Genomic DNA, 23,464 nt, shown 5'->3' with positions numbered 1-23,464 from the left:
GGCGAGCACGCTGACAGAAGGCGATTTCAGCGTCAAGGAAGCCCGGACACAAGGCCTTATCCGGGAGAAAAGCCATATCAACAGCGCGAACGGCAACTCGGGGAGTCGGTCAAGACGTCCCGTGAGAAGTCGTCCCGTGCCACGGTGGCCCGGTGGCGATGGTGTGGCCGAGCAGATGCAGTGGGGCGGCGCTCACTCCGGCCGCCTCGACCGCGTCCCAGTAGGCGTGCGCATGGGAGGCGTTGACCAGTCCGTGGACCAGTGGCAGGCCGGATACGGCGGTGTGCAGCAGGGATTCGAGTCGGCAGGAGGCGACCGTGCCCGGCAGCCACGACCGTTCCGCGTATCCGGAGGCGGCGGCTGGTGGGAGGTTGTCGGCGATGTACCGCTCGGTGTCGCCGACCGCGAGCAGACCGCCTCCGACGGTCAGCACATCGCGCTGCCCGCGCATCCGGGCGAGGGCGTGTGCGGTGTCGAAGCAGTGCGGGAAGGAGTCGTCGACCACGACGGTGCCGGGGCGCAACCGGTCGATGTCGAGGACGGCGGTGCCACCGCTGACGGCGGTGACGATCAGGTCGGCCTGGTACACGGCGGCGGGAAGGGCCGGGGCGGACTCGGCCGTCGCCACCGACCCGGCCAGGCCGCTCCCGCGCAGTTCCGTGGCGAGCGCGCGCAGGCGCGGTGCGCTGCCCGCGACATCGCACAGCACCAGGTGGGCGGGCGGGCGCGGGGCGCGGGTGAGCAGCAGGTTGAGGGATGAGGTGCCGATCGAGCCGAGTCCGACCATGGCGACGGTCAGGTCACCGAGGTCACGTCCGCTCGCGGCGAGTGCGGCATGGACCGTCTTGACCACGGACACGGCGGTGGCGGCGTGGCCGGTGGTGATCGCCGTCGTCGTCGCCCGGTCGGTGGCGCGCACCACCTCGAATCCGTAGCCGGTGAGCGCGGGGATCATGCCCGCCAGGGACACGCAGCGTGCGCCGAGGGAGGCGGCGTGGCTGACGGCGCGGGCGGTGTGGCCGGTGAGCGCGCCCCCGCGGCCAGTTCATCCGCGAACAGCGGCAGCGCGACGAACGCGGAGCGGCCCAACGGTGTGCTGATCTCCTCCAGCAGGCGGGGTCCACCGTCCGGGAAGAGCAGGTCTCGCAGGTGTTCGCGGGGCAGGTCGGGTTCCGGTATCCCGGCGAGGGCCGCCAGGTGTCCGGGGGCCGGTAGGTAGCCGATGAGCGCGGCGTCCGTACCACCGGAAGCGCGCGGCGCCCGGGCCGGCGCTGGGGCCGGGGTAGGGCGCGAGCGGGGCGTGGCCGCCCGGGTGAGTTCGTCCCGCAGGGCGTGGGTGAACGCGGTGAAGGTGGGCGCGTCGAGGGCGGCGGCCGATGCCCGCAGGGTGACGCGCAGGCCGTCCCCGACCGGGCGGACGGCCAGGAATACGTCGGTTCCCACCGGGGGCGGGGCGAGTTCCGTGTCGTGGTGATCCCAATCGAGGGTCAGGGTTGCGCCGGTGGGCGGGCCGAGGGCGGAGAAGTCCAGGTAGCTGAAGAGGAACTGAGTGGCGATCGGCAGGCCGGGCGGGGTGGGGGGCAGGTTCGGCGGACTGGGCCGGCCTTCGGGCGGCTCGCCACCGGTGTCGCTGCTCATGCTGCCACCGGTGCCATCGCTCGTACCGCCACCGGCGCCGCCGGTGGCGCCAGCGGTGCTGTACGTCCGGGCGGCCACGGCCTCCTCGGTGATCCGGAGCAGGTCCTCGCGGAAGGAGCGGGGCGATCCGTCGGGCGCCGTGGCCCCGGCACCCGCCTCCGCCACGGCAGGGCGCAGCGGCACGGCGGCCGCCAAGGGACCGAACAGCCGGCTGATGCCGGGCAGCGGGTGGTCGCGTCCGGTGACCGCCAGCCCGAGGACGAGGTCCCGTTGCCCGGTGAGGTCCGCCAGGGCCCGGTAGTAGGCGGTCAGGACGGGGGCGTACGGCGTGGCGCGGACGGTAGTCGCGAGGGTGCGCAGCCCGGCCGTCAGCTCGGCGTCGAGGGTGAACCCCGCCGACCTGAACTCCGACGAGCCGACCCCCGTGGCCTCGGCGCCCGCCGTCGCGTCGCTCCCCGCGCCCGGGCGTCGCAGGTCGGGCCGCTGGTACGGGGTGGCGTGGCGGGCCCGCCAGGCGGTGGCCGCCGGGTCCCGGCCGGGGCCCACATCCGGCTGCTGGAGCAGGGTGACGTAATCGCGGAAGGTGCCGCGCAGCGGTGGCAGCCCGGTCGGCCCGCCACGGCCGAGCCGGTCGTAGACGGCGATCAGTTCCCGGCCGAACAGGGCCGCGCTGTAGCCGTCACCGATGAGGTGGTGGGCGTGGACGACGAGCGTGTGCTCGTCGGGTCCGGTGGTGAGCACGCGCAGGCGCAGCAGGGGCCAGGCCCACGGTTCGAAGCGGCGACGGCGTTCGTCGGCGACCCGCTCCTCGATCAGGCTCGCGGATGCCAGCGTCTCGAAGTCGACCGGGAGTCGCAGTGCGGGCGGCAGTTCCTGCTGGACCGGCGGACGGGCGCCCGCGGGGAAGACGGTGCGCAGCATGGGGTGACGGACGACGAGGGCGTCGACCGCGCGCTGAAAGACATCGGTCCGCAGCGTGCCGCGCAGGCGCAGCCGGGCCAGCCACGCGGAGCCCGAGCCGGGCGCGATGGCCTCGGCGACCAGGAAACCGCGCTGGGTTGGGGTGAGGGGATACGGCGTGAGGTCCGCGCCGGCGAGGGCGGAGGTGTCGCCGCTTCCGGTGGTGGGAGAGGTATGCGGAGCGCCCGACACTCCCGGGCCAGGCGGGTCCCCTGGACCAGACCGAACAGGCTGGTCCCGCAAGGCGGACAGGGCCGCGGCATCGGACGGGTTACCCGGGGCGGGCGAGTTTCCCGGCGCGGGCGGGTTCCACGGGCCAGACGGCGCGGGCTGGTCCGGCAGGGCACGCGGCGCTTGCGCATCGGGCGAATGTCCCGGCGCGGGCGGACTTGCCGGAACGGGTGGGCTTCCCAGGACGGGCGGGTCGGGCACAGCGGGCGGGACTGCCGCGTCGACCGCCGTGTCCACGGTAACGGCCTCGTCCGCGACGGCAGGCACGTCCACGCGGGCAGCCTCGTCCACGGAAGTGGCCTCGTCCACGGCGGTGGCGAGGGCGGTGAGCGTGGTGTGCTCGTAGATGACCGTCGGCCTCGGCAGGGTGGCGTCTCGCCGTTCCGGTTCGTACGCCTTCTCCAGGCGCGCGAACACCTCCAGGATGAGGATGGAGTCGCCGCCGAGCGCGAAGAAGTCGTCCTCGCGGCTGACCTCCGCGACACTCAGCACCTCGGACCAGATACGGGCCAGGGTGCGCTCGGTTGGCGTGGCCGGCGCGGTCCCCGGGGCTTCTGCACGGATAGGCGGGTGTTCGCTCGGCGCCACTCCCGTTTCCGCGGCGGCCGACTCGTCCAGTCGGCGGCGGTCGACCTTTCCCGTGCCGGTGAGGGGCAGCGCGGCCAGGAACCGGAACCGGGCCGGGAGCATGTGGTCCGGCAGGGTGCCGCGCAGATGGGCGCGTAGCTGTGCCGGATCGGGTTCGGCGCCGCCCGGCAGGGGTTCCACATAGGCGGTCAGCCTGCCGTCACCGTGCAGTACGGCGGCCTGTGCGACCCGGGGGTGGGTTTGCAGCACGGCCTCGATCTCCCCCGGTTCGACCCGATGGCCTCGGATCTTCACCTGGTCGTCGAGGCGGCCGAGGAACTCCAGTACGCCGTCGGGCCGTTGGCGGGCCCGGTCGCCGCTGCGGTACCAGCGCTTGCCATCGTGCTCGGCGAACGCGGCCGCCGTGAGCGCGGGGTCGCCGAGGTACCCCGGCGTCAGCCCCGTTCCACCGATGAGCAGTTCACCGGGCTCGTCGGGGGTGCAGCGGCGCCGGTCCTCGGCCACCACCGCGACCTCGACGCCGGAGATGGGACGGCCGATCGGCAGTCGGCGCACCTCATCACCGGGGCGGGTCTCGATGAGATGGCAGGTGGCGTTGATGGTGGTTTCCGTCGGCCCGTACAGGTTGGCGATGCGGTGGCCGGGCCCGAACAGGTCGTACCAGCGGCGGACGTGCGCTGCGGGCAATGCCTCCCCGCCGACGTGGATCCAGCGCAGCGCCGACAGATCGGGGCGGGGCGCGCCGCGCCGCACCCGGGTCTCGGCGGCGGTCAGCAGCCGTTCCCACAGCGTCGGCACCGAGCTCCACACGGTGATCCGGTCCTGTACGACCCGGTCCAGCAGCGCCTCGGGGTCGCGGACCAGGTTTCGCGGCAGGGTGTGAACGGTGGCGCCGACCAGCAGCGGTGCCAGCAGTTGGCGTACGGAGGCGTCGAAGCACACGGAGGCCGTTTGGACGAGCCGGTCGCCCGCGCGGTAGCCGAAGGTGTCCACGGCCCAGTCCAGGTAGTTCACCATCGCCCGGTGGGTGATGGGCACGGCCTTGGGGCGGCCGGTGGATCCCGAGGTGAAGATGACGTAGGCGATGGCGTTGGGGTCGGTGGGTGGGGCGAGGTCCGCTGCGGGCAGTGGTGTCGGTATCGGATCGTCGATGGCCACCGTCGTCACGGCGCCGAGTGTCTCGGCCGTCGCTCGGGTGGCGTCGTGGCACACCACGGTCCGGGCCGTCGAGCGGTTGAGCTGGTCGGCCAGGCGCGCGGTGGGATGGGCGGCGTCCAGCGGTACCCATCCGGCCCCGGCCCGCAGGATGCCGATGACACCCACGACGGTGTCGCCGCCCGGCTCGGTGAGCAGACCGACCAGGTCCCCGGGGACGACGCCGCAGGCGCGCAACCGGTCGGCGAGTGCGGCGGAGGCCCGGTCGAGTGCACCGTAGGTCATGGTGGCATCGCCGGTTTCGACCGCGATCTGGTCGGCGGCCAATCGGAAACGTGCCGACAAGCGCTCGACGATGCCGCGCCCGGGGGCGAGGGTCGGTGCCGGTGCCGGATCATTGTTTCGGGCGGGCGCGGCGAGTTCCCTGTGTCCGACGTGTTCCGCGGGTTCGGCGAGTCGCGCGAGGTGGCCGAGTTCGGCGAGGTGTTCGCGGGCCAGGCGCTCCACCGTGGTCCGGGTGAACAGCCGGGTCGGGAAGTTCCAGGAGAAGTACAGGGCTCGGTCGCTCTCCCAGCACAGCAGCCCCAGACGCGTGGCGGCCGAGGCAGTGCGCGCCGCGGCCGGGCGCACCGTGACCGGGCAGTCGGGGTCGGTGGTGGCAGGGAAACGGGCGAAGCTGAACCCCGCCGGGGAGGCCGTACGCGGCCGGGGCCCAGCGGTGGGCAGCAGCCGGGCGATGTCCAGACTGGTGAGCCGGGCGTGCCGCTCTGCGTCCAGCCAGATCGCGCGCAACCGCTGTGCCAGGGCGGGGACCGGCTCATCGGGGTCGACGGCGGCCGACAGCGGCAAGGTGTCGGCGAGCGGGCCGACCAGCCGGTCGAGACCGGACAGCCGGAGTTCGCGACGGGCGCGGGCCACGTTGACCGCGATGCCGCGCTGCCCGCTCCACCGGGCCAGACAGCGCGCATACGCGGCCAACAGCAGGTGGAAGAGGGAAACGCCGTGGGCGGCGGCGCACTTGCGCAGTGCGGCGGTGAGGTGGGGGTCGGTGGCCACCTGGTGTGCGGTGAGGGGCGCGGCGGGCGGCGCCTCCGGGTCGCCGTCCCAGGGCAGGTCCAGTGTCGTGGGGTGGGTGGCGAGCGTGTCATGCCAGTACCGCTGGTCCTCGGCGAACTCCGGCGCGGACCGTTCCGCCCCGACGGCGGCGGCGTAGTCGGCGAAACCGGCTTGCAGCGGCGGCAACTCGGGCGAACGGCCGTGCGCGAGGGCGGTGTAGACGGACCACAGCTCCTCGCCGAGGACGTTGAGGCTGAATCCGTCCGCAGCGGAGTGGTGCAGTACCAGCAGCAGGTGGGCCAAGTCGGCGCGTTCGCGTACCAGCACGGCGCGCACTGGCGCCTCGTTGGCCAGGTCGAAGGGGCGATTGCACAGCGCCTCCTCCAGGTCGGCCAGGGGGCCTTCGGCGTGGCGGACCTCGTACCAGGACGGTGTGGTGTGCGGTTCGGGTGGCGCCACGCTCAGCTTGGGGGTCGTGGTGTCGGCCTCGATCCTGGCGCGCAGCATCGGGTGACGTTCGGCGAGAAGCGCGAGCGCGCGGCCGAGCAGACCGGTGTCCAGGGGGCCGTTGACGGTCTGGCGCACATACGCGTACGCGGTGACCTCGGGGTGCAGTTTGCCGAGCGTGTGGAAGGCCAGTTGCACGGGTGTGAGGGGAAGCGGGCCCCCGTTGTCGAACGCGCCCGTACGGTCGGCGGTGGGGTGTGAAAGGGGTGCGGGTTGTCGCGCCGCCCCCGCCTGAGCGGTCGTTGCCAGGTGGGCGGCCAGCTCGCCGATGGTCCGGTACTCGAAGAACAGGGTGGGCGGCAGGGGGCGACCCAGCTCCGACTCCAGCCTTCTGACGAGGTCCACGGCGGAAAGTGAATCCAGCCCCATGGTCAAGAACTGCTCGTCGTCGGCGACTTCGGCGGGCGCGCGGTGCAGAGCCTCGGCCAGCAGGCGGCGCAGAACGCCGGTGATGCGTGACGGGGTTTCGTCGGCGGCGCCCGGTGTGGTTGCGAGGGGTCCCGTTGTGGGGGTGAGGGGTCCCGTTGTGCTTGCGGGGGCCTGATGACGGTCCCAGACCCGGCAGCGCCCGGCACGACGGCCCTCGGCTCATCGGCAACCGACACGCTGAACTCAGGCCCGGCAGCGGCCGACATCACGGCCCCTGACCGTGCGGTAGCCGCTTCCGCCGTCAGCTCGGCCACCACCAGCTGCGCCGCGTCGATACCGCATGCCGCATGCAGCGCGGTCAGGCCCGCGCCCGTGGTCAGGGGCGCCACGCCCCGGGCCGTGGCGGCGGTTCGCGACGGCTCCGCGGCGGCCAGCCCGGTCCCGGCGAACGCGGCGAAGTTGAGCGACTGCCACGGTCGTCCGGCCTGCCGTTCGGAGGCGGCGAAGGCGTCGAGGAAGGCGTTGGCCGCCGCGTAGTCACCGAGCGCACCGGCCAGCCCGGGCAGCACCGAGGCGACCGAGGAGAAGGCCACGCACACCGCCGGACGGTGGCCGTGCCGCCACAGGGCCTGGGACAGCAGGTGGCTGCCGCGCACCTTGACGGCCATGACCTCGGCCATCTCCTCCGGTGTCTTGGCTCGCAGCGTGCCGGGACGCGCCACTCCGGCCGCGTGGAACACCCCGTCCAGCGGCGGCAGATCCGCGACCAGGGCCTCGATATCCGCTTCGACGGACACATCCGCCACGCGGTACTCCGCCGTGGCGCCGAGTGCGTCGAGTTCGGCCATCAGACGGCCCGCCGGAGGACGGGCCGACCGGCCGACGAGGACCAAGGTCGGCCGACCGCGTCCGGCCAGGTCGCGCGCGAGTTCGGTGCCGATCCCGCCCGTACCGCCGGTGATCAGGTAGGTGCCGTCGGACGGCAACGGCGAGGGCGACGGCAGCGGGTCGGCCGCCACCGCCATGGGGGCACGGGCCAGGCGGCGGCCCGCTCGGTACGCCACAGCGCTGCCACCCGGCGCGTTCCACCCGAGCACCTCCCGCTCCAGTGCGTCGAGCCGGACGTCCAGGGAGTCGTACGACGACAGGTCGACGCCGTACGCGGTGAGGCCCGGATACTCCTCGGGGAGCGCGAGCACAAGACCGGTGAGCAGCGCCTGGGCGGGGCGCAGCCGTTCGGCGGTGACGCCGGTGGCGTGTACGTCCTCGGTGACCGCCACCAGTCGGCCGGCGTCCTGGCTCATCGAGGCGATCAGGTCCCGCAGCGTGGACAGGACGGTGTGCGTCGCGGTGTCGAGGTCCGCCACGGTCGCACACTCGGCGGCCGGTCCGGCGAGCCAGACGGTGACCTGCGCGGGCGGCTCGGCGAGGGAGGCGCCGCCGTCCCCGCGGACCGTGATACCGCGCCGCTCCAGTCGGTGGGCGAGCGCACGGGCCAGCGCCGAATCCGGCCCGGCCAGCCGGACGGTGTGCGGTGTGTCCCCGCCGGCCAAGGGAGGTGTCTCACGCCAGGTGAGACGGTGCAGAGGCGCCGCCGCCCCGTGCTCGGACCGGTGCCCGGCCTCATGCTCGGGTCGGTGCTCGGGCCGGTCCCCCAGCCGATGCCCGGCCCGGTCCTCGGGCCGGTGCTCGGGCTCATGCTCGGGCCGGTGCTCGGGCCAATGCTCGGGCCAATGCGGTGGCCAGTGGCGACGGCGCTGGAACGGGTACGTCGGTACGGCCACGCGCGTCCGCCCGGTGCCCAGTGCCGCGTGGTCCAAGTCCACCCCGCGCGTCCACAGCCGCCCCAGGGCCGTCAGCAGAGCCTGCCCGGCGTCGGAGTCGGCACCGGCGCCGGTACCCGGGATAGCCGCCAGCGCCAACACCTCCGGCGACGGTGCGCGTTCGGCCGCCACGGCGCGGACCGGGCCTGGCAAGGTGGTGCCGGGCCCGAGCTCGACGAAAGTGTCGTACCCGTCGTCGAGCAGACGCTCGACGGCGGCGCCGAAGCGCACGGGGCGCAGGGCGTGTTCGCGCCAGTGGGCCGGGGCCAGGGACGGCTGCCACAGGGCGGTCAGCGTGCTGAGCAGGGGTACCGATGGCGGTTGGGGGCTCAGTCGGGCGGCCGCGGCAGTGAGCGGGTCGGCCACCGGGCGCATCGCCGGGGAGTGGAAGCCGTGGGAGACGGGGAGTTCGCGGGCCGTTATCCCACCGGCGACCAGCCGCTCGACGGCTCGGTGGACGGCGTCCAAGGCTCCGGCGATCACCACGTGCCCGGGGGCGTTGACTGCGGCCACGCACAGCGCACCGGCCGACTCGGCCACCACCGCGGCAACGGCGTCCTCGCCACCGCGTACGGCGGCCATGGCGCCCGGTGCGGCCAGATCGCGCATCAGGCGGCCCCGCTCGGCGGCGAACCGCACCGCCTCGGCCAGAGTGAGGGACCCGGCGACGCAGGCAGCGGCGATCTCGCCGACGCTGTGCCCGGCGACCGCGTCCGGGCTCACGCCCCAGGCGCGCAACTGCCGGGCGAGCGCGACACCGAACGCGACGAGCAGCGGCTGGGAGACCTCCGTACGGGCCAGATCGGCGGGCGCGGCGTCGGGATCCAGGCACCACTGGGCCAGGGTGCGCCCCCGCACCGGGCCGACGAGTGCGGACGCCTCCTCCATCACACGGCGGAACTCCGGTGCGGTGCGGTACAGGGAGCGGCCAAGCCCCGGCCGCGCGGTGCCCTGGCCGGGCAGCAGAAACACCAGCCGGGGCCGGGAGCGGGCCACCGCGGGGGTGGGGCGGGCTTCGAGGCGTTCGGCGAGGTCGCCACGGGACACCACCGCCAGGCGGTGGCGGCCATGGTCGCGGGCGGTGTTGACGGTGGCGCACACGTCGCCCTCGTCGAGCTCGGGGTGGGCCCGCAGATGGGCCGCGAGGTCACGGGCTGCGGCTGCCAAGGCGTCGGCGCCGCGGGCCGAGAGGGTCAGCAGATGCGGGCCGGTCTCGGCCCCTGAGCTGTCCCCACCCCCTGAGCTGTCACTCGGAGCACCCTGAACACCTGGGCCGTCAGTCGGGCAGCCCTCAATACCTGGACCGTGGCTCGGTCCACGCTGAACACCCGAGTCGCCACTCGGGCAGTCCTCGATACCTGCACCGTGGCTCGGACCACACTGAACACCCGAGTCGTCGCTCGCACCACGCTCGACACCTCGGCCGTAACGCGCGCCGTTCCCCAAACCCGAGCCGTCGCGTACGGCATTCGTCTCGTGCGGGGCGCCGGCCGGTCGGGCGCGGCGCGGCAAACGCGGGCGCGGGCGCGGGGGAGCCTGCTCGAGGATGGCGTGCGCGTTGGTGCCGCCGAACCCGAAGGCGTTGATTCCCGCCACCAGCGGGCCGGGGGCCGTCCATGCGCGGTGCTCGGTGACCACCGCGAAACCGGCCGCGCCATCGTCCGGGAGGGAGGCGGGCGGATCGTGGTGCAACGAGGCGGGCAACTGCCGGTGACCGAGGGCCAGGACGACCTTCACCAGGCTCGGCATGGCGGCGGCGTTGAGCAGATGGCCGAGGTTGGTCTTCACCGAGCCCAGCAGTCGCGGCCACCCGTCGGCCCGTGGCGCGAACGCCTGGGCCAGGGAGCGCAGTTCGACGGGGTCGCCGAGGGCGGTGCCGGTGCCGTGAGCCTCGATGTAGGACACGCTGTCCGGGTCGACTCCCGCGTCACGGTACGCCTGGACGATGATCTCCCGCTGGGTGAGCGCGTTGGGGGCCAGCAGGCTCAGCGAACGCCCGTCGTTGTTCACCGCGGTGCCGCGCAACAGGGCCAGAACCGGGTCGTCCGCGCGGTGCGCGTCGTCCAGCCGGGTGAGAACGATCGCCGCGCCGCCCTCCCCGGGGACGAAGCCGTCGGCCGCGGCGCTGAAGGCGTGACAGCGCCCGGTCGGCGAGAGCACGCCCGCCTGCTCCAGCAGCCGGTGACCGGTCGGAGCCAGCGCGAGGTTGACCCCGCCGACCACGGCGAGGTCGCACTCCCCCGACTGCAGGCTGCGGCGCGCCAGGTGCAGCGCGACCAGCGCCGAGGAGCATGCGGTGTCCACGGCGAGGGCCGGACCGGTCAGATCCAGACTCTGCGCCACACGGGCGGCGACGAGGTTGGGGAGATTGCCGACCAACGCGGCGGGAGGCAGCCCGCCGTCCGGGCCGGAGGCCCGGGAGAGCAGTTCGCGGTAGCCGCTCTCCCCGGTCGCGGCGAACACGCCGATGCGGCGGCCCGTCCGCCGGGGCCCCGCGTGACCGGCGCGCTCCAGGGCTTCATGGGCCAGCTCCAGGAAGATCCGGGCCTGGGGGTCGGTCGCGGCCGCCTCTTCGTCGTCCATCCCGAAGTACGTGGCGTCGAAGCGGAACGGGTCGTCCAGGAAGGCGCCCCACCGGGCGGTGTCCTCCGGCCGGGTCGTCCACCGGGCGGGCGGTACGGGGCCGACGGCGTCGTGGCCGGCCGCGAGGCGGTCCCAGAAGGCGTCCGGGGTGTCCGCGCCGGGGAAGCGACAAGCCATGGCGAGGACCGCGATGGCTCCCGGGCCGGTGTCGTTCGCCGTCCCGCTCAGGCTCAAGGTGGGGGTAGGGGCGGCGTGGGGCCGAGCGGCCTCCGGCGGACCGCCGTGCCGCGTCGCCACCACGTGTTCGGTGATCGCGGCGACCGTGTCACGGTCGCGCAGCACGGCCGGTGGCACGGTGACGCCGAAGGTGTCCTCCACCTCGGCGAGCACCTCCATCGCCTTCAGCGACGAACCACCGATGGCCAGGAACCGGTCATGCGGGCCGATGGTGTGCTCGGGCCGGTCCAACACCCGCGCCCAAATGCCGGTGACGACCCGCGTCACCTCCCGCCGCGAACACGGCCCGCCGGGCACGTCCCGCGCAGGAGGGATGGCAGGGGCCGGAACACCCTCATCCGCGGACCCCCCGCCCCCACGCCCCCACCGCTCCTCGACCGCCGCATAGGCCCCCGCCTCGAACCGCTCCCGCATCGCGCCGCGACGCAGCTTGCCGCTCGTCGTCCGGGGAACGCGCCCGGTGGCAGAGGCAGCACGCGTACGTCGTCGTGGGCCAGGGCCAGCCGTACCCGCGCCGCCACCTCGGCAAGCGTGGCCGTCGCCTCGCGCGGTGGCTTGGCCCACCGTACGAAGACCACCACCCGTTCCGCGCCGTCGGCCGGGTCGGTGGAGCCCACCACCGCGGCCAGGGGCGGCGTCGGCAGGCCGGGGGCGGCCATTGCTACCTGCTCCACATCCGGGGCGTGGAAGGTGCGGCCGCCCACGAACACCACATCCTTGTGGCGGCCGGTCACACACAACCGGCCGTCGGCCAGGAATCCCAGGTCACCGGTGCGCAGCCAGCCATCGGCGAACGTGGCGGCGGTCGCCTCGGGGGCCTTTCGGTAGCCGCGCGCCACCTGCGGTCCGCGTACCTGGATATGGCCCACCCGCCGGTCGTCCAGCGTGCGGTCCGCGTCGTCCACGATGCGTACCTCGCACCCGGGCACCGGCAGGCCGACGTCCATCAACTCCACGGCGTCCGGGCCCAGGACGGTGTCCACCGCGCGGCCGCGGCTGAGGGCCGCCCGGTCCAGGACATGGGGCACCGCCACCTCGTCCAGGGGCGGGAAGGTGACCGCCAAGGTGGCCTCGGCCAGGCCGTAGACCGGCAGCGGGGCCCGCTCGTCGAGCCCGGACGGCCGCGCCTTGGCGGCGAACCGACGCCACACCGCCGGGGCGATCGGCTCGGCGCCGACCAGGACCGACCGCACGGCGGTCAGATCGAGCCGGGCGAACACCTCGTCGGGGATCCGCCGTGTGGCCAGGGCCAGGGCGAAGTTGGCGGCGGACAGGAGTGTCGCCCGGTGCCGGGCCGCCATCTCCAGCCATAGCGCCGGCCGCTTGGCGAACGACAACGGCTCCAGCCGCACCTGCTTGGCGCGCGCGGCGAGCGGGGCCAGGTGGGTGCCGATGAGGCCCATGTCGTGGAAGTACGGCATCCAGCTCGCCACCACATCGTCGGGTGTGAGGGCCGCGGCGAGGCGGATCTGCTCCAGGTTGGCGAGGACGCAGGCGTGCGTCAGCTCGACGCCCTTCGGGTCTCCGGTGCTGCCCGAGGAGAACTGCAGAAAGGCCACATCGCCGGGGGCGGCATCCGGCAACCGGGCGGGCGGGCGGCCCTGCCGCAGCGCGCCCAGCCGCAAGGGCTCGACCTCGTCCGGCAGTTCGGCCAGCAGTGTCTCGGCGGCCTCGTCGACGGCCACCGGCGGGCGGCCGAGCGATTCCCACACCGGCACCACCCGCCGGACATCGGACGCGAGCGGCACCGGGACGACACCGGCCAGCAGAGCGCCCCAGAACATCACCTGGAAGTCGTCACCGCGGTCGGCGAGCAACGGGACACATGTGCCGGGCGCCACCCCTGCCGCTGCGTAGCCACCGGCGACGCGCAGCGCCTCGTCCCGCAGCCGCGCGAAGGTGACGGTCCGCTCCCCACCGTCCCCCCGGACATGCACCAGCACCTGGTCCGGGGCCGCGTCGGCGGCGTCCAACAAGACCTGCGCAAGCGTGGTCTGGCCATTCGGTCCCGTCATCAAGATCCCCAACTCACTTGCCGTCCCCTAGTGGGAGGCGCGAAGGGAGCGTCGGGTTCCAGGGGGTCGGCAATCCCTCACCTCGGCGTTCACCTCACACCTCAGCGCCCGCCTCGACGTTTCACCTCGCCGTTCACCTCACACCTCAACGCTCGCCTCGACGTTTCACCTCAGCGTTTCGCCCGGAGCCCCGGGTCCACCATCGCGGAGAGCCGGTCGACCACGGCCTGGTAGTGGGTCAGGCCGTGGTCGACCCACTGGATGGCGCTCTCGCGTGCCGTCCTGCCATAGGTGCCCGGCCGGTCACCCACGCCGCGGCTCAGCATGATGTCGACGAGTTCAACGAGGTAGTCGGCGGAAAGTTCACGCTCGTAGTAGCCCGTGACGGCGAGCAGAGCGTCCAGCGGATGGTCGTACGGCGCGCCGGTGTCCAGCAGGAAGCGGACCTGATTGCGCAGGACGCACAGCTCCTCCTCGTAGCCGTACGGCACCCTGCGGACGAGCGCGTCCACGCGCGTGGTCGCGAGTTCGCGGCTGACGGCTCCCCGTTCCAGCAGCAGGCGCACCTGCCGTTCCGGGTACGGCTCGGACCGGACGGCCAGGTCGAGCAGGGTCTGACCGGCGGTGTTGACGGCGTTGATATCGGCGCCCGCGTCCAGCAGGGACCACAGGAGGCTCCAGTGCTCCTCGTCCTCGACCCGGCGGGCGGTGGGGTAGGGACGGCCCGGACCGGCGGCCGTGAACTGGGGTGCGTTGCCGAAGGCCGCCTGGGCGCGCGGATCGGCGCCCGCCGCGAGCAGCGCGTCGACGGCCGCGGCCGAAGGCGCCGCCACGGCGTGGTGCAGCGGTGTCGCCGCGTACTCGTCCAGCGTGCCGACGTCAGCGCCCTCGCCGAGCGCGGCGCGCAGCGCGGCCGGGTCCCCGGCGGCAGCGGCCAGGAGCAGGGCGCGGCCGACCGGGTCCGGGGTGTCGCGGGGCGGGAGTTCGAGGATGGCGAAGGCCACTTCCTGGTTCGGCGGGGCGGCGCTGGCCAGCATGACGAACCGTGCTCCGGGGAGCCGTGTCGCCACATGGCCCAGGTAGCAGTCCTGCTCGAAGTCCTCCGTCAGGAAGTCCATCGGGCCGAGGACACCGCAGAGCAGCTGGACGACGGCGCGCCGCCGGGGGTCCCGTATGCCTCGCAGGAGAGCGAGCCATTCGTTCCCCTCTTCGCCGTCTGCTTTTCCACCTGCTTCTCCGCCCTCTTCTCCGCCTTCGGCCTCCGCGGCCGCGCCGATCACGTCCGCGCCGATCACGTCCGCGCCGAAAACGTGCGCACCGAACTCGGCCGCCTCCTCCGCCCACTCCTCCTCGTCGAGTTCCGCCAGGCCCTCCTCGTCGGGGAGTTCGTCGCCGAGGAGATCCAGCGCCTCGTAGAGCGAGGGCGCGACACCGATCAGGGAGAACCAGGCGCCGTCCTCGTCCTCGTACTCCTCGTCCCCGGACTCCTCGTCGGTGTCCTCGATGGCGTCCGGATCCTCGACGGCGTCCGGGGCCGCCGCACCGGTGTCGGGGGTCGGGACACCGAAGAGTTCCGCGAGGGCCGCGTCGTCGAACACCGTCTCCTCGGGGTCGTACTGCACGACCACATAGCGCCCACCGGTCAGCTCCTCCCGCAGCTCGCCCGACTCGGCCTCCGCGAGACACCGCAACAGCTCGTCAAGATCCATGGCCGGAGTCTGGCAGGCGGGTCCGACAGCCTCCGGGCGGCCGGGCCCGCCACGGTCGGGCCCGTCGCGACCAGCCCCACCACGGTCGGACCCGCCGCGACCGCCCGGCCGCCGCCTCGCCTCAGGCGAACACCGACAGCAGCAGGGCCATCGCCAGGCCGAGCACGCTGACCAGCGTCTGCACGACGGTCTGGGTCTTGGTGGCCTGGCTGAGGTCCATTCCGAACGACTCCTTCACCAGCCAGAACCCCGCGTGGTTGACATAGTTGAGGCCGAGGGAACCGGCCCCGATCGCGACCACGAGCAGGGATGCCTCCAGGCCCCCGCCGTCACCGATCAGCGGGGCAACGATGCCGGTGGCGGAGACGATGCCGACGGTGGCGGAGCCCGTGGTCAGCGACAGCAGCAGGGCGATCAGCCAGCCCAGCAGGATCACATTGATATGGGCGCCCTCGGCGGCCGAGGCGATGGCATCGCCGATGCCCGAGTCCTGGAGTACCTGTTTGAACGCCCCTCCCCCACCGATGATGAGCAGGATCGCGGCGATGGACTTCAGGCTGTCGGTCAGGGAGGCACGGGTCTCGTCACCGGAGCGGCCGGAGCCGAACACCGTCACCCCGAAGGCGAAGACGAAACCGGCGAGCATCGCCACCAGCGGTTCTCCGGCGAACACGAGCGCCGCGCCCAGCCCGCTCGACTCGTCCAGCACCGTCTCGGCGAGCGTACGCAGCAGCATCAGGACGACGGGGACCAGCACCGCCGCCACGGCCAGGCCGGTGGGCACACCGGTCCGGCGGCGGGGCGTGTCCGTGCCCGCCTGTGCAGCGGGTCCCGAGGTGGCCGCAGCGGGCTGCCGCTCGGCGCCGGCGAACTGGGCCACCAGTTCGGCGTCCGGGGCGACGTCGGGCAGCCGGGGCGCGATCCAGCGGGCGTAGACGGGGCCCGCCAGGATGACGGTGGGCACGGCGCAGACAATGCCGACGCCGAGGGTGAGACCGAGGTCGGCGTGGAGACCGGTCATCGCGGTCAGCGGCCCCGGGTGGGGCGGCAGCATGCCGTGCAGGGTGGACAGCGAGGCGATGGCGGGCACGCCGAGGAGGACGTACGGGCTGCCCTTCGTGCCGCCCTGGCTCTCCATCCTGCGGGCGACGCTGAAGATCAAGGGCAGCAGCACGATCAGGCCCACCTCGAAGAACATGGGCACGCCGATGACGAACGCCGCGGCACCGACCAGCCAGGGCAGCCTGCGCGGCTCGGCGCGGGCGACGAGGGCGCGGGCGATGGTGTCGGTCGCGCCCGAGTCGGAGAGCAGACGGCCGAGCATGGCGCCCAGGGCGAGGGTGACGCCCACGTCGCCGAGGGTGCCGCCGGCGCCCTCCTCGATGGATCCGGCGAGTTTCGCGGCGGGTTCCCCGGCCGCGATCCCCGTGCCCACGCTGACCAGGATCAACGCGACGAACGGGTGGACACGCAGCCGGGAGTTGATGAGGTAGATCAGGGCTGCTATCGCCACCGTGAGGATGAGCAGCAGCCACCAGGTGTGTGCGGTCATGCGGTGCCTTCCGGGACATGCGTGTCATTACGGGACATGCGGGCGTGTTCGTACGGCCACGAGGGCATGGGGGGTCAGGGGGCGGGGGTGGTCCGGGTCGAGGGCATGGGTGGGTAAGGGAGTGGGGGTGGTGGGGTGGTGCGGATCGAGGGCGTGCGGGCGTGAGGCGGCGGCCGGTGGCAGCCGCCATTGCGGTCACCGGTGACGGCCGCCCCGGCGGGGGTCGGTCAGTCCAGTCCCAGGTGTCCGACCAGATCGGCCACGGCCTTGTCCTGCCGGGCCAGATAGGTGGCGAAGGCGCCACCGGTGGTGAAGGCGTCGGTCCAGCCGTGGCGGGTGAGCTCGGCCTTCCACTGCCGGGAGGTGTGCAGCGCGGTCAGCACCTCGATCCAGCGTTTGCGGTCCGCGGAGCTGATGCCGGGCGGGGCGACGATCCCCCGCCAGTTGTCGAAGACGAGATCGATCCCGGCGGCCTTCAGCGTCGGCACCCTGGGCAGCGCCGCCACCGGCCGGTCGCTGGTGACCGCGAGCACCCTGAGCTGTCCGGCGGCGATCTGGTCGAGGAACTCGCCGATGCCGCTGGTGGCGAAGTCGACCCGGCCGTCCAGCAGGGCGGGGAGCAGATCACCGCCACCACCGTCGTAGGCGGCGTACCGCACCTTCTTCGGCTGGATGCCGACCGCACCGGCCAGCGCCATGGGCAGCAGATGGTCCGGGCCGCCCAGCGACGAGCCACCACCGACCGTGACGCCTCCGGGGTTCTTGCGCCACCCGGTGACCAGGTCGGCGAGGGTGCGGTACGGCGAGTCCTTGCGGACCACCACCGCTTCGGGCTCCTCGATCAGGCGGGCGATCGGGGTGGTCCGCGCGACGGTCACCTTCGCGCCCTGCACATGGGCCGCGCCGAGGACACCGAGGCCCATCTGCAGGGCGAGCCGGCCATTGCCCCGTTCGTCCACGGTGCGCTGCAGGCCGACGGTGCCGCCGGCTCCGGGCAGGTTGAAGACCTCCATGTCCGAGGCGCTCCCGGTCTCCTCCAGCACCCGGGCCACAGTCCGCGCCGTGGTGTCGTACCCGCCTCCGGGAGTGTTCGGCACCAGGATCCGCAGCCCGTCGTCCGCGGTGCCCCCGGACCCCGGCCAGGTGCCGCAGGCGCCGACGAGCAGGGACAGCACAGCGGCCAGGAGGCCGGACAGGGCGCGGGTGCGGCCTCTCATGGCACCTCCCTTTCGCTTCCCAAACGGCGGACGCCATGATTGTGCAGCCTGGTGAGAAATGCGCCCAGGTTGTGTCAGCAGGAGAGATTGAGTTCATTGTGGTCGCCGCGTTCCGTCGTCAAACACTCGCGGGCGAGATGCTGGTGTTGCAGCTCGCCATCGTCGTGGTGGTGCTGATGGCGGTCGCCGCGGTCTCGCTCGCGCAGTCGGAAGCCACCTTCAACCGGGTGGAGGGCCGCCGGGTCGGTGCGCTCGCCGAGCAGCTGGCCGCCCAGCCACTGGTGCGCAGCCGGCTGGTGGGCCCCTCACCGGCGGAGGCGCTGGCCCCGCTGGTGTACTCGGCCCGGGTGCAGTCGCGGGTGACGTCCGTCACGGTGGCCGACGGTGACGGGCGCGTCGTCAGCTCGACCAATCCCACGGTGCTCGGCGACCGGCTGCCGCTGGGCAAGGGGGTCGGCGCGGGGCGCGGCTGGTCGGGCACGCTGGACTGGGACGGCAGCCGGGAGCTGGTGGCCCAGGTGCCGGTCCTCGGTGCGACGAGGGACGACCTGGGACGGCATCTGGGCACCGTCATGATCGGCGAGGCGTCCCCCACGGTGTGGCAGCGGCTGAGCGGCGCGTCTTCGTACCTGCCCGTCTACCTCGGCGTCGCCAGCGCGCTCGGCGTCGTCGGCTCCTGGCTGCTGGCCCGGCGCGTCAAACGGCAGACGCTCGGGCTGGAGCCGCGTGAGATCACCGGGCTGGCCGAGCACCGCGAGGCGATGCTGTACGGCATCGCCGAGGGCGTCGTCGCGCTCGATCCGCAGCACCGGGTGACGCTCGTCAATGACATGGGCAGACGGCTGCTGGACCTGCCCGAGGACTGCGTGGGCCGGAACCTGGCCGAGCTCGGCATCGAGGGACGGCTGCTGGACGTGCTGGCCGGGGCGCGGAAGGAATCGAGAGACCCGAAGGACGAGGTCGTCGTCCGGCACGGCCGCGTCCTGGTCATGAACCGGATGACCGTCGTCAAGGACGGACGTCCGCTCGGCTCCGTCACCACGCTGCGGGACCGCACCGAGCTGGCGAGGCTGGAGCGCGAGATCGGCTCCTTCCGCGGCACCTCCGAGCTGCTGCGCGCGCAGACCCATGAGTTCGCCAACCAGCTGCACACCATCTCCGGGCTGATCCAGATCGGCGAGCAGGAGGAAGTGGTGCGTTACATCCGGGCGCTGAACCAGCGCCGCCAGTCGCTGGACATGTCCATCGGCCGACGGGTCCGGGACACCGCCGTGGCCGCGCTGCTGATGGCTAAGGCGTCCCAGGCCGCCGAGCGGAAGGTGGCCCTGCGCCTCTCGGACCGCACCGCGCTGGACCGGCTGACGCCCGAGGACGCCGCCGATGTGGCGACCGTGGTCGGCAACCTGGTCGACAACGCCATCGACGCCGCCACATCCGAGCGCGGCGACGGGAACGGTGGCGGTGGCGGCAAGGTGGCCGGGGACATGGCCGCGGGCCTCGGCGGCGAGGAGCCATGGGTGGAGGTCGAGCTGCGCCAGGACAACACCAGTGTGGAGATCGTGGTGCGCGACTCCGGCCCCGGTGTCGCCCCCGGCCTCGCCCAGGAGGTCTTCGCCCATGGCTTCACCACCAAGGCAGCCCGGGAGGGCGAGCGCGGCATCGGGCTCGCCCTCACCCGGCTCGTCTGCGAGCGCCGCGGTGGCGAGATCGCGGTGACCAACACTCCCCAGGGCGCGATGTTCAGCGCCCGCATGTCCGTCAGCCACCCCGCCGACGCGGTGGCGGAAGGAGCGCGCCGATGACCGAGTTGGCCGGCACGATCGATGTGCTCGTCGTGGACGACGACTTCATGGTGGCCCGTGTCCACCGCACCTTCGTGGAGCGGGTGGCGCCGTTCCGCGTCGTCGGCACCGCTCACACCGGCGAGCAGGCGATCGAGGCGGTCGACGCGCTCCGTCCCGACCTGGTCCTGCTCGACCTCTATCTGCCCGACCTCTTCGGCCTGGACGTCATCCCCCGGCTGCGCACCGCCGGGCACGACTGCGACGTCATGGTGATCACCGCGGCCCGGGAGGCCGACGCGGTGCGCGGCGCCGTCCGCCAAGGCGTGGTCGACTATCTCCTCAAGCCCTTCGACTACGAGGATCTGCAGCCCCGCCTCGAACGCTACGCGACCCAGCGCGGACGGCTGCTCACCACGGTCGTCCGCGGCCAGGCGGATGTGGACCGGGTCCTGTCCGGGGCGTTCGCACCCCCGGCGGGCGGCGCCCTCCCGAAGGGCCTGAGCGTGGAGACGGCCCAGCTCGTCGAGCGTGCCCTCCGCGAGGCGGACGGCACCGTCTCCGCCGCCGAGGCGGCCACCACGATCGGCATCTCCAGGGTCAGCGCCCGCCGTTACCTGGAGTACTTCCACGCCATCGGCAACGCCGACGTCGCCCTGCGCTACGGCACCACCGGCCGCCCGGAGCGCCGGTACACCTGGCGGGCGTAGCAACCCCGGTCCGGTACGCGCCGGTTCGCACCCGGCCCGGCGGACGACGACACGTGGCGAGAGAGCCGAACGAGCCTTGTCATGACCCTTGACGCGGGTCGGCGCGTCCACCAAGATCCCACTGGAATCGATTCCATGGAATCGGTTCCAGTGGGATTCGTCCCGAGCATCGCCGTCCCTGTCCCTCCCCCAACCTCACCATCAGGGCGGCCGCTTCGCCGTACCCGCACGAGCCCGACCCAGTGAAAGGCCGCATGTGGACGCCACCGTTACCCTCAAGGACGTCGCAGCGCGCGCCGGTGTCTCCGTGGGGACCGCGTCGCGGGTGCTCTCCGGCCACTCGGCCACCTCGCCCGCGGCCCGCGAACGTGTGCGGGCGGCGGCCACCGAGCTCGGCTATCGGGTGAACGCCCGGGCGCAGGCGCTGCGTTCGGCGCGCAGCCATGCGGTGGGGCTCCTTGTCTCCGACGTACGCAACCCGTTCTTCGCGGACATCGCCCACGGCGCCGAACAGACCGCGCTCGCCTCCTCGTACGTCACGCTGCTGGCCAACGCCAACGAGGACACCGCACAGCAGGACACCTACCTGGATGTGTTCCTCACCCAGCGGGTGGACGGCATCATCATCGCCCCCCAAGGAGAGGGCCGCGGCGACCTGCGCGCTCTGGAACAGGCGCGGGTGCCGCTGGTCTTCGTGGACCGCACCGTCGACGGGTTCGAGGTGCCCAGCGTGACCGCCGACAACGCACAGGGGGTCGAGCTCGCCGTCGCCCATCTCGCCGAACAGGGCCACACCCGCATCGGATACATCGGCGGACCGCCGTCCGTGTCCACCGGGCGGGCGCGTCTGAGCGCGTTTCTGGAGTCGATCGCCCGCCACCAGCTGGACGACGACCCCGCGCTCATCACGGCGGGCGACTTCCGCCGGGCGAGCGGTGGCACGGCGGCCGCGAAACTCCTCGCGCACCACCGGCCGCCGACCGCGTTGCTCGCCGCCGACAGCCTGATGGCGGTCGGCGCCGTGAGCGAGGTGCGCCGACGGGGCTTGCGGATCGGCGAGGATCTGGCGCTGGTCGCCTTCGACGACATCGAGTGGTTCGCCGAACTCGACCCCCCGCTCACCGTGGTGGCCCACGACGCCCGCGCCTTAGGGGCGACCGCGATGCGGCTCCTGCTCGACGTCATCAACGGCGGCACGGCCGAGTCCGTCGTCCTGCCGATGCGGCTGATCCCGCGGCGGTCGTCCTCGGCGCGGCCGACGCACACCGCCGCCGTCCGTCCCTCCTCCGTCTGACGGCCCCAACTCACCCACACCACGACCAAACGCCCACAGCCCGAACACCCACTCCGCGGAGCCGCCCACCGTGCGGCCCCGCCGCCTCGGCGCGGCCTTCGCGGACCACCCTCACCTGCCCGAGGCACGACGAAAGGCTGACCATGCGCATCGCACTCGGCAACGACCACGCGGGGCTGGCGCTCAAGGAACACGTCCGCCAGGTGCTGCGACGTCTGGGACACGAGGTGGCCGACTTCGGCCCCGACACCGAAACCCCCGTCGACTTCCCCGACATCACCTTCGCCACCTGCGACGCCGTACGCCGCGGTGAAGCCGACCGCGCCGTGCTGGTGTGCGGGACGGGCGCCGGTGCGCTGATGGCCGCCAACAAGATCGCGGGCATTCGATGCGGTCTCGGACATGACGTGTACTCCGCCCACCAGGCCGTCGAGCACGACGATGCCAACGCACTCGCCATGGGGGCATGGCTCATCGGACCGGCCATGGCCACGGAGGTCCTGGAGGCGTTCCTGGCCGCTACGTTCGACGACGACGCCGACACGGTGCGCCGCGTGGCCAAGCTCCGCGACCTGGAACTGCGCTCGGCCCGCGAGCTCGCCGACCACATCTGACCTCTCTGGCACACCTCCGAACCAAGGAGACCGGTATGAGCGCTCCCGCCTCGCCCCCGACCCCGCCACCCACGCGTGGACGCGTCCGCACAGCCCTCGCGTCCGCCGTCGGCACCTGTGTCGAGAACTACGACTTCGTCGCCTACGGCACCGCGTCCGCCCTGTACTTCGGCGACGCGTTCTTCCCCAACTCGGACCCGGTGGTCGGCACTCTGCTGGCCTTCGTCACCCTCGGCGTCGGCTTTCTGATGCGCCCGATCGGCGGGGCCATCGGCGGCTACCTCGGCGACCGCCACGGGCGTAAACCGGTCCTGGTCGCGACGCTGCTGACGATGGGCATCGCCACCGTCCTGATCGGCATGCTGCCCACGTACGAGCAGGTCGGGGTGTTCGCGCCCGTGCTGCTGGTGGTCATCCGCTGTATTCAGGGGCTGGCGTTCGGCGCCGAGTGGGGCAGCGCCGTGATGATGACGTACGAACACGCGCCCCGCACCCGCCGCGGCCTGTACTCGGCGATACCGCAGGCCGGAAACCCGCTGGGCATCGCGCTCGCCAACATCGCCTTCCTGCTCTCCTCCACCCTCGACTCCGACTGGGCCTGGCGGCTGCCCTTCCTGGCCAGCGCCCTGCTGATCGTGGCCGGAGTGGTCATCCGGATGAAGCTCACCGAGTCCCCGGAGTTCGAGGCCGCCAGGGCGAAGGGCACCACCGTCCGCAACCCGCTGCTCAGCGTGGTGCGCGAGGACTGGCGCAACATCCTGCGCATCATCGCCCTGCGCGTGGTGGAGTCCTGTGCCTACTACCTGACCGCCACCTATCTCCTGTCCTACATCACCGACCGCGACTCCGGTGACCGTGGCGTGGCACTGGCCGGTGTGGTCACCGCCAGTCTGCTCGCCACCGCCACCACCGTGCTCTCCGGCGCGCTCACGGACCGCGTGGGCCGCCGCACGGTCTACCTCGTGGCCTGTGTGCTGGCCGCGGTCTTCGGCTTCCCGATGTTCCTGATGGCCAACTCCGGGACGCCGGTGCTCATCGTGCTGATCTTCCTGATCGGCATCGGGGTGATCCACGCGGCGCTGACGGGCACGCAAGCGGCGTGGTTCGCCGAGCTGTTCAACACCGCCACCCGTACGTCCGGGGCCTCACTGGGCTACCAGACGGCGGCGTCGGTGGCCGGTTTCGCGCCGTTCCTCGCCGTCCTGCTCGCGGAGTCCTTCGGCTGGGCGGGCCCGGCCGGGCTCTATGTGTGCATCGCGCTGGTGGGGCTCGTCGGTGTGCTGTCCACCCGCGAGACCTGGGGTCCCGGGCAGCGCACGGCCCTCCCGGCCGATCAGCCACGGCGCGTGGCCGACCGGGAGCGGCATCCTTCGCACTGAGGGCAGCCGGTGAGCGGCATCCCTCGCGCCGAGAGGCGATCGGGGG

The 23,464-nt window shown here is 73.0% G+C and carries 10 protein-coding genes and 1 pseudogene; 5 read left to right on the top strand and 6 right to left on the bottom strand.

Annotated elements, in window-relative coordinates:
* Nucleotides 1-109: 109 nt before the first annotated feature.
* From BLV72_RS52145 to BLV72_RS31475, 6 genes and pseudogenes are all read right to left on the bottom strand, one after another.
* A complete protein-coding gene (locus BLV72_RS52145) occupies nucleotides 110-955 on the bottom strand; it encodes a hypothetical protein (protein WP_167746273.1) in 846 nt (281 codons plus the stop codon).
* Nucleotides 952-6,588, bottom strand: coding sequence for an amino acid adenylation domain-containing protein (locus tag BLV72_RS50270; RefSeq protein ID WP_425288542.1), 5,637 nt, complete (start codon nucleotides 6,586-6,588; stop codon nucleotides 952-954). The genes BLV72_RS52145 and BLV72_RS50270 overlap by 4 nt, the downstream gene beginning before the upstream one ends.
* Nucleotides 6,507-13,162: pseudogene (locus BLV72_RS52140) on the bottom strand (SDR family NAD(P)-dependent oxidoreductase). Before BLV72_RS52140 ends, BLV72_RS50270 begins: the two are co-directional and overlap by 82 nt.
* Before the next feature lie 170 nt (nucleotides 13,163-13,332).
* A complete protein-coding gene (locus BLV72_RS31485; RefSeq protein ID WP_093466504.1) occupies nucleotides 13,333-14,871 on the bottom strand; it encodes an ankyrin repeat domain-containing protein in 1,539 nt (512 codons plus the stop codon).
* Nucleotides 14,872-14,992: 121 nt separating this feature from the next.
* Nucleotides 14,993-16,423, bottom strand: a complete 1,431-nt coding sequence (locus BLV72_RS31480; RefSeq protein ID WP_093466502.1) for a GntP family permease — start codon at nucleotides 16,421-16,423, stop codon at nucleotides 14,993-14,995.
* Between the two features lie 227 nt (nucleotides 16,424-16,650).
* The gene (locus BLV72_RS31475; protein WP_093466500.1) at nucleotides 16,651-17,640 is read right to left on the bottom strand and encodes a Bug family tripartite tricarboxylate transporter substrate binding protein; all 990 of its coding nucleotides are present in this window, start codon (nucleotides 17,638-17,640) and stop codon (nucleotides 16,651-16,653) included.
* 98 nt (nucleotides 17,641-17,738) lie between these two features.
* Here BLV72_RS31475 and BLV72_RS31470 point away from each other — a divergent pair, with 98 nt between their 5' ends.
* The 5 genes from BLV72_RS31470 to BLV72_RS31450 all read left to right on the top strand — a co-directional run bounded on the left by BLV72_RS31470 (nucleotide 17,739) and on the right by BLV72_RS31450 (nucleotide 23,418).
* Complete coding sequence (locus BLV72_RS31470; RefSeq protein ID WP_093466499.1) at nucleotides 17,739-19,442, top strand: sensor histidine kinase; 1,704 nt, start codon at nucleotides 17,739-17,741, stop codon at nucleotides 19,440-19,442.
* Nucleotides 19,439-20,131 (top strand): response regulator, encoded by a 693-nt coding sequence (locus BLV72_RS31465; RefSeq protein ID WP_093466498.1) that lies wholly within the window; start codon nucleotides 19,439-19,441, stop codon nucleotides 20,129-20,131. Before BLV72_RS31470 ends, BLV72_RS31465 begins: the two co-directional genes overlap by 4 nt.
* A gap of 256 nt (nucleotides 20,132-20,387) precedes the next feature.
* Entirely contained in the window at nucleotides 20,388-21,425 is a 1,038-nt protein-coding gene (locus BLV72_RS31460) for a LacI family DNA-binding transcriptional regulator (RefSeq protein ID WP_093466496.1), read from the top strand.
* Nucleotides 21,426-21,568: 143 nt separating this feature from the next.
* The gene (locus tag BLV72_RS31455) at nucleotides 21,569-22,039 is read left to right on the top strand and encodes an RpiB/LacA/LacB family sugar-phosphate isomerase (protein ID WP_093466494.1); all 471 of its coding nucleotides are present in this window, start codon (nucleotides 21,569-21,571) and stop codon (nucleotides 22,037-22,039) included.
* A gap of 35 nt (nucleotides 22,040-22,074) precedes the next feature.
* Nucleotides 22,075-23,418, top strand: coding sequence for an MFS transporter (locus tag BLV72_RS31450; protein ID WP_093466493.1), 1,344 nt, complete (start codon nucleotides 22,075-22,077; stop codon nucleotides 23,416-23,418).
* Nucleotides 23,419-23,464 lie beyond the last annotated feature (46 nt).

This window comes from Streptomyces melanosporofaciens, assembly GCF_900105695.1.
Classification (GTDB): Bacteria; Actinomycetota; Actinomycetes; order Streptomycetales; family Streptomycetaceae; genus Streptomyces; species Streptomyces antimycoticus.
Note: the sequence above shows the minus strand (reverse complement) of the source record. Positions and strands in the feature narration are given on the sequence as shown.

Bases quoted from the DNA above. Each gene is read 5' to 3' on its own strand.
- BLV72_RS31475 (WP_093466500.1), bottom strand. From the start codon at position 17,640: ATGAGAGGCCGCACCCGCGCCCTGTCCGGCCTCCTGGCCGCTGTGCTG.
- BLV72_RS31450 (WP_093466493.1), top strand. From the start codon at position 22,075: ATGAGCGCTCCCGCCTCGCCCCCGACCCCGCCACCCACGCGTGGACGC.
- BLV72_RS31480 (WP_093466502.1), bottom strand. From the start codon at position 16,423: ATGACCGCACACACCTGGTGGCTGCTGCTCATCCTCACGGTGGCGATA.
- BLV72_RS52145 (WP_167746273.1), bottom strand. From the start codon at position 955: ATGATCCCCGCGCTCACCGGCTACGGATTCGAGGTGGTGCGCGCCACC.
- BLV72_RS31455 (WP_093466494.1), top strand. From the start codon at position 21,569: ATGCGCATCGCACTCGGCAACGACCACGCGGGGCTGGCGCTCAAGGAA.
- BLV72_RS31465 (WP_093466498.1), top strand. From the start codon at position 19,439: ATGACCGAGTTGGCCGGCACGATCGATGTGCTCGTCGTGGACGACGAC.
- BLV72_RS31485 (WP_093466504.1), bottom strand. From the start codon at position 14,871: ATGGATCTTGACGAGCTGTTGCGGTGTCTCGCGGAGGCCGAGTCGGGC.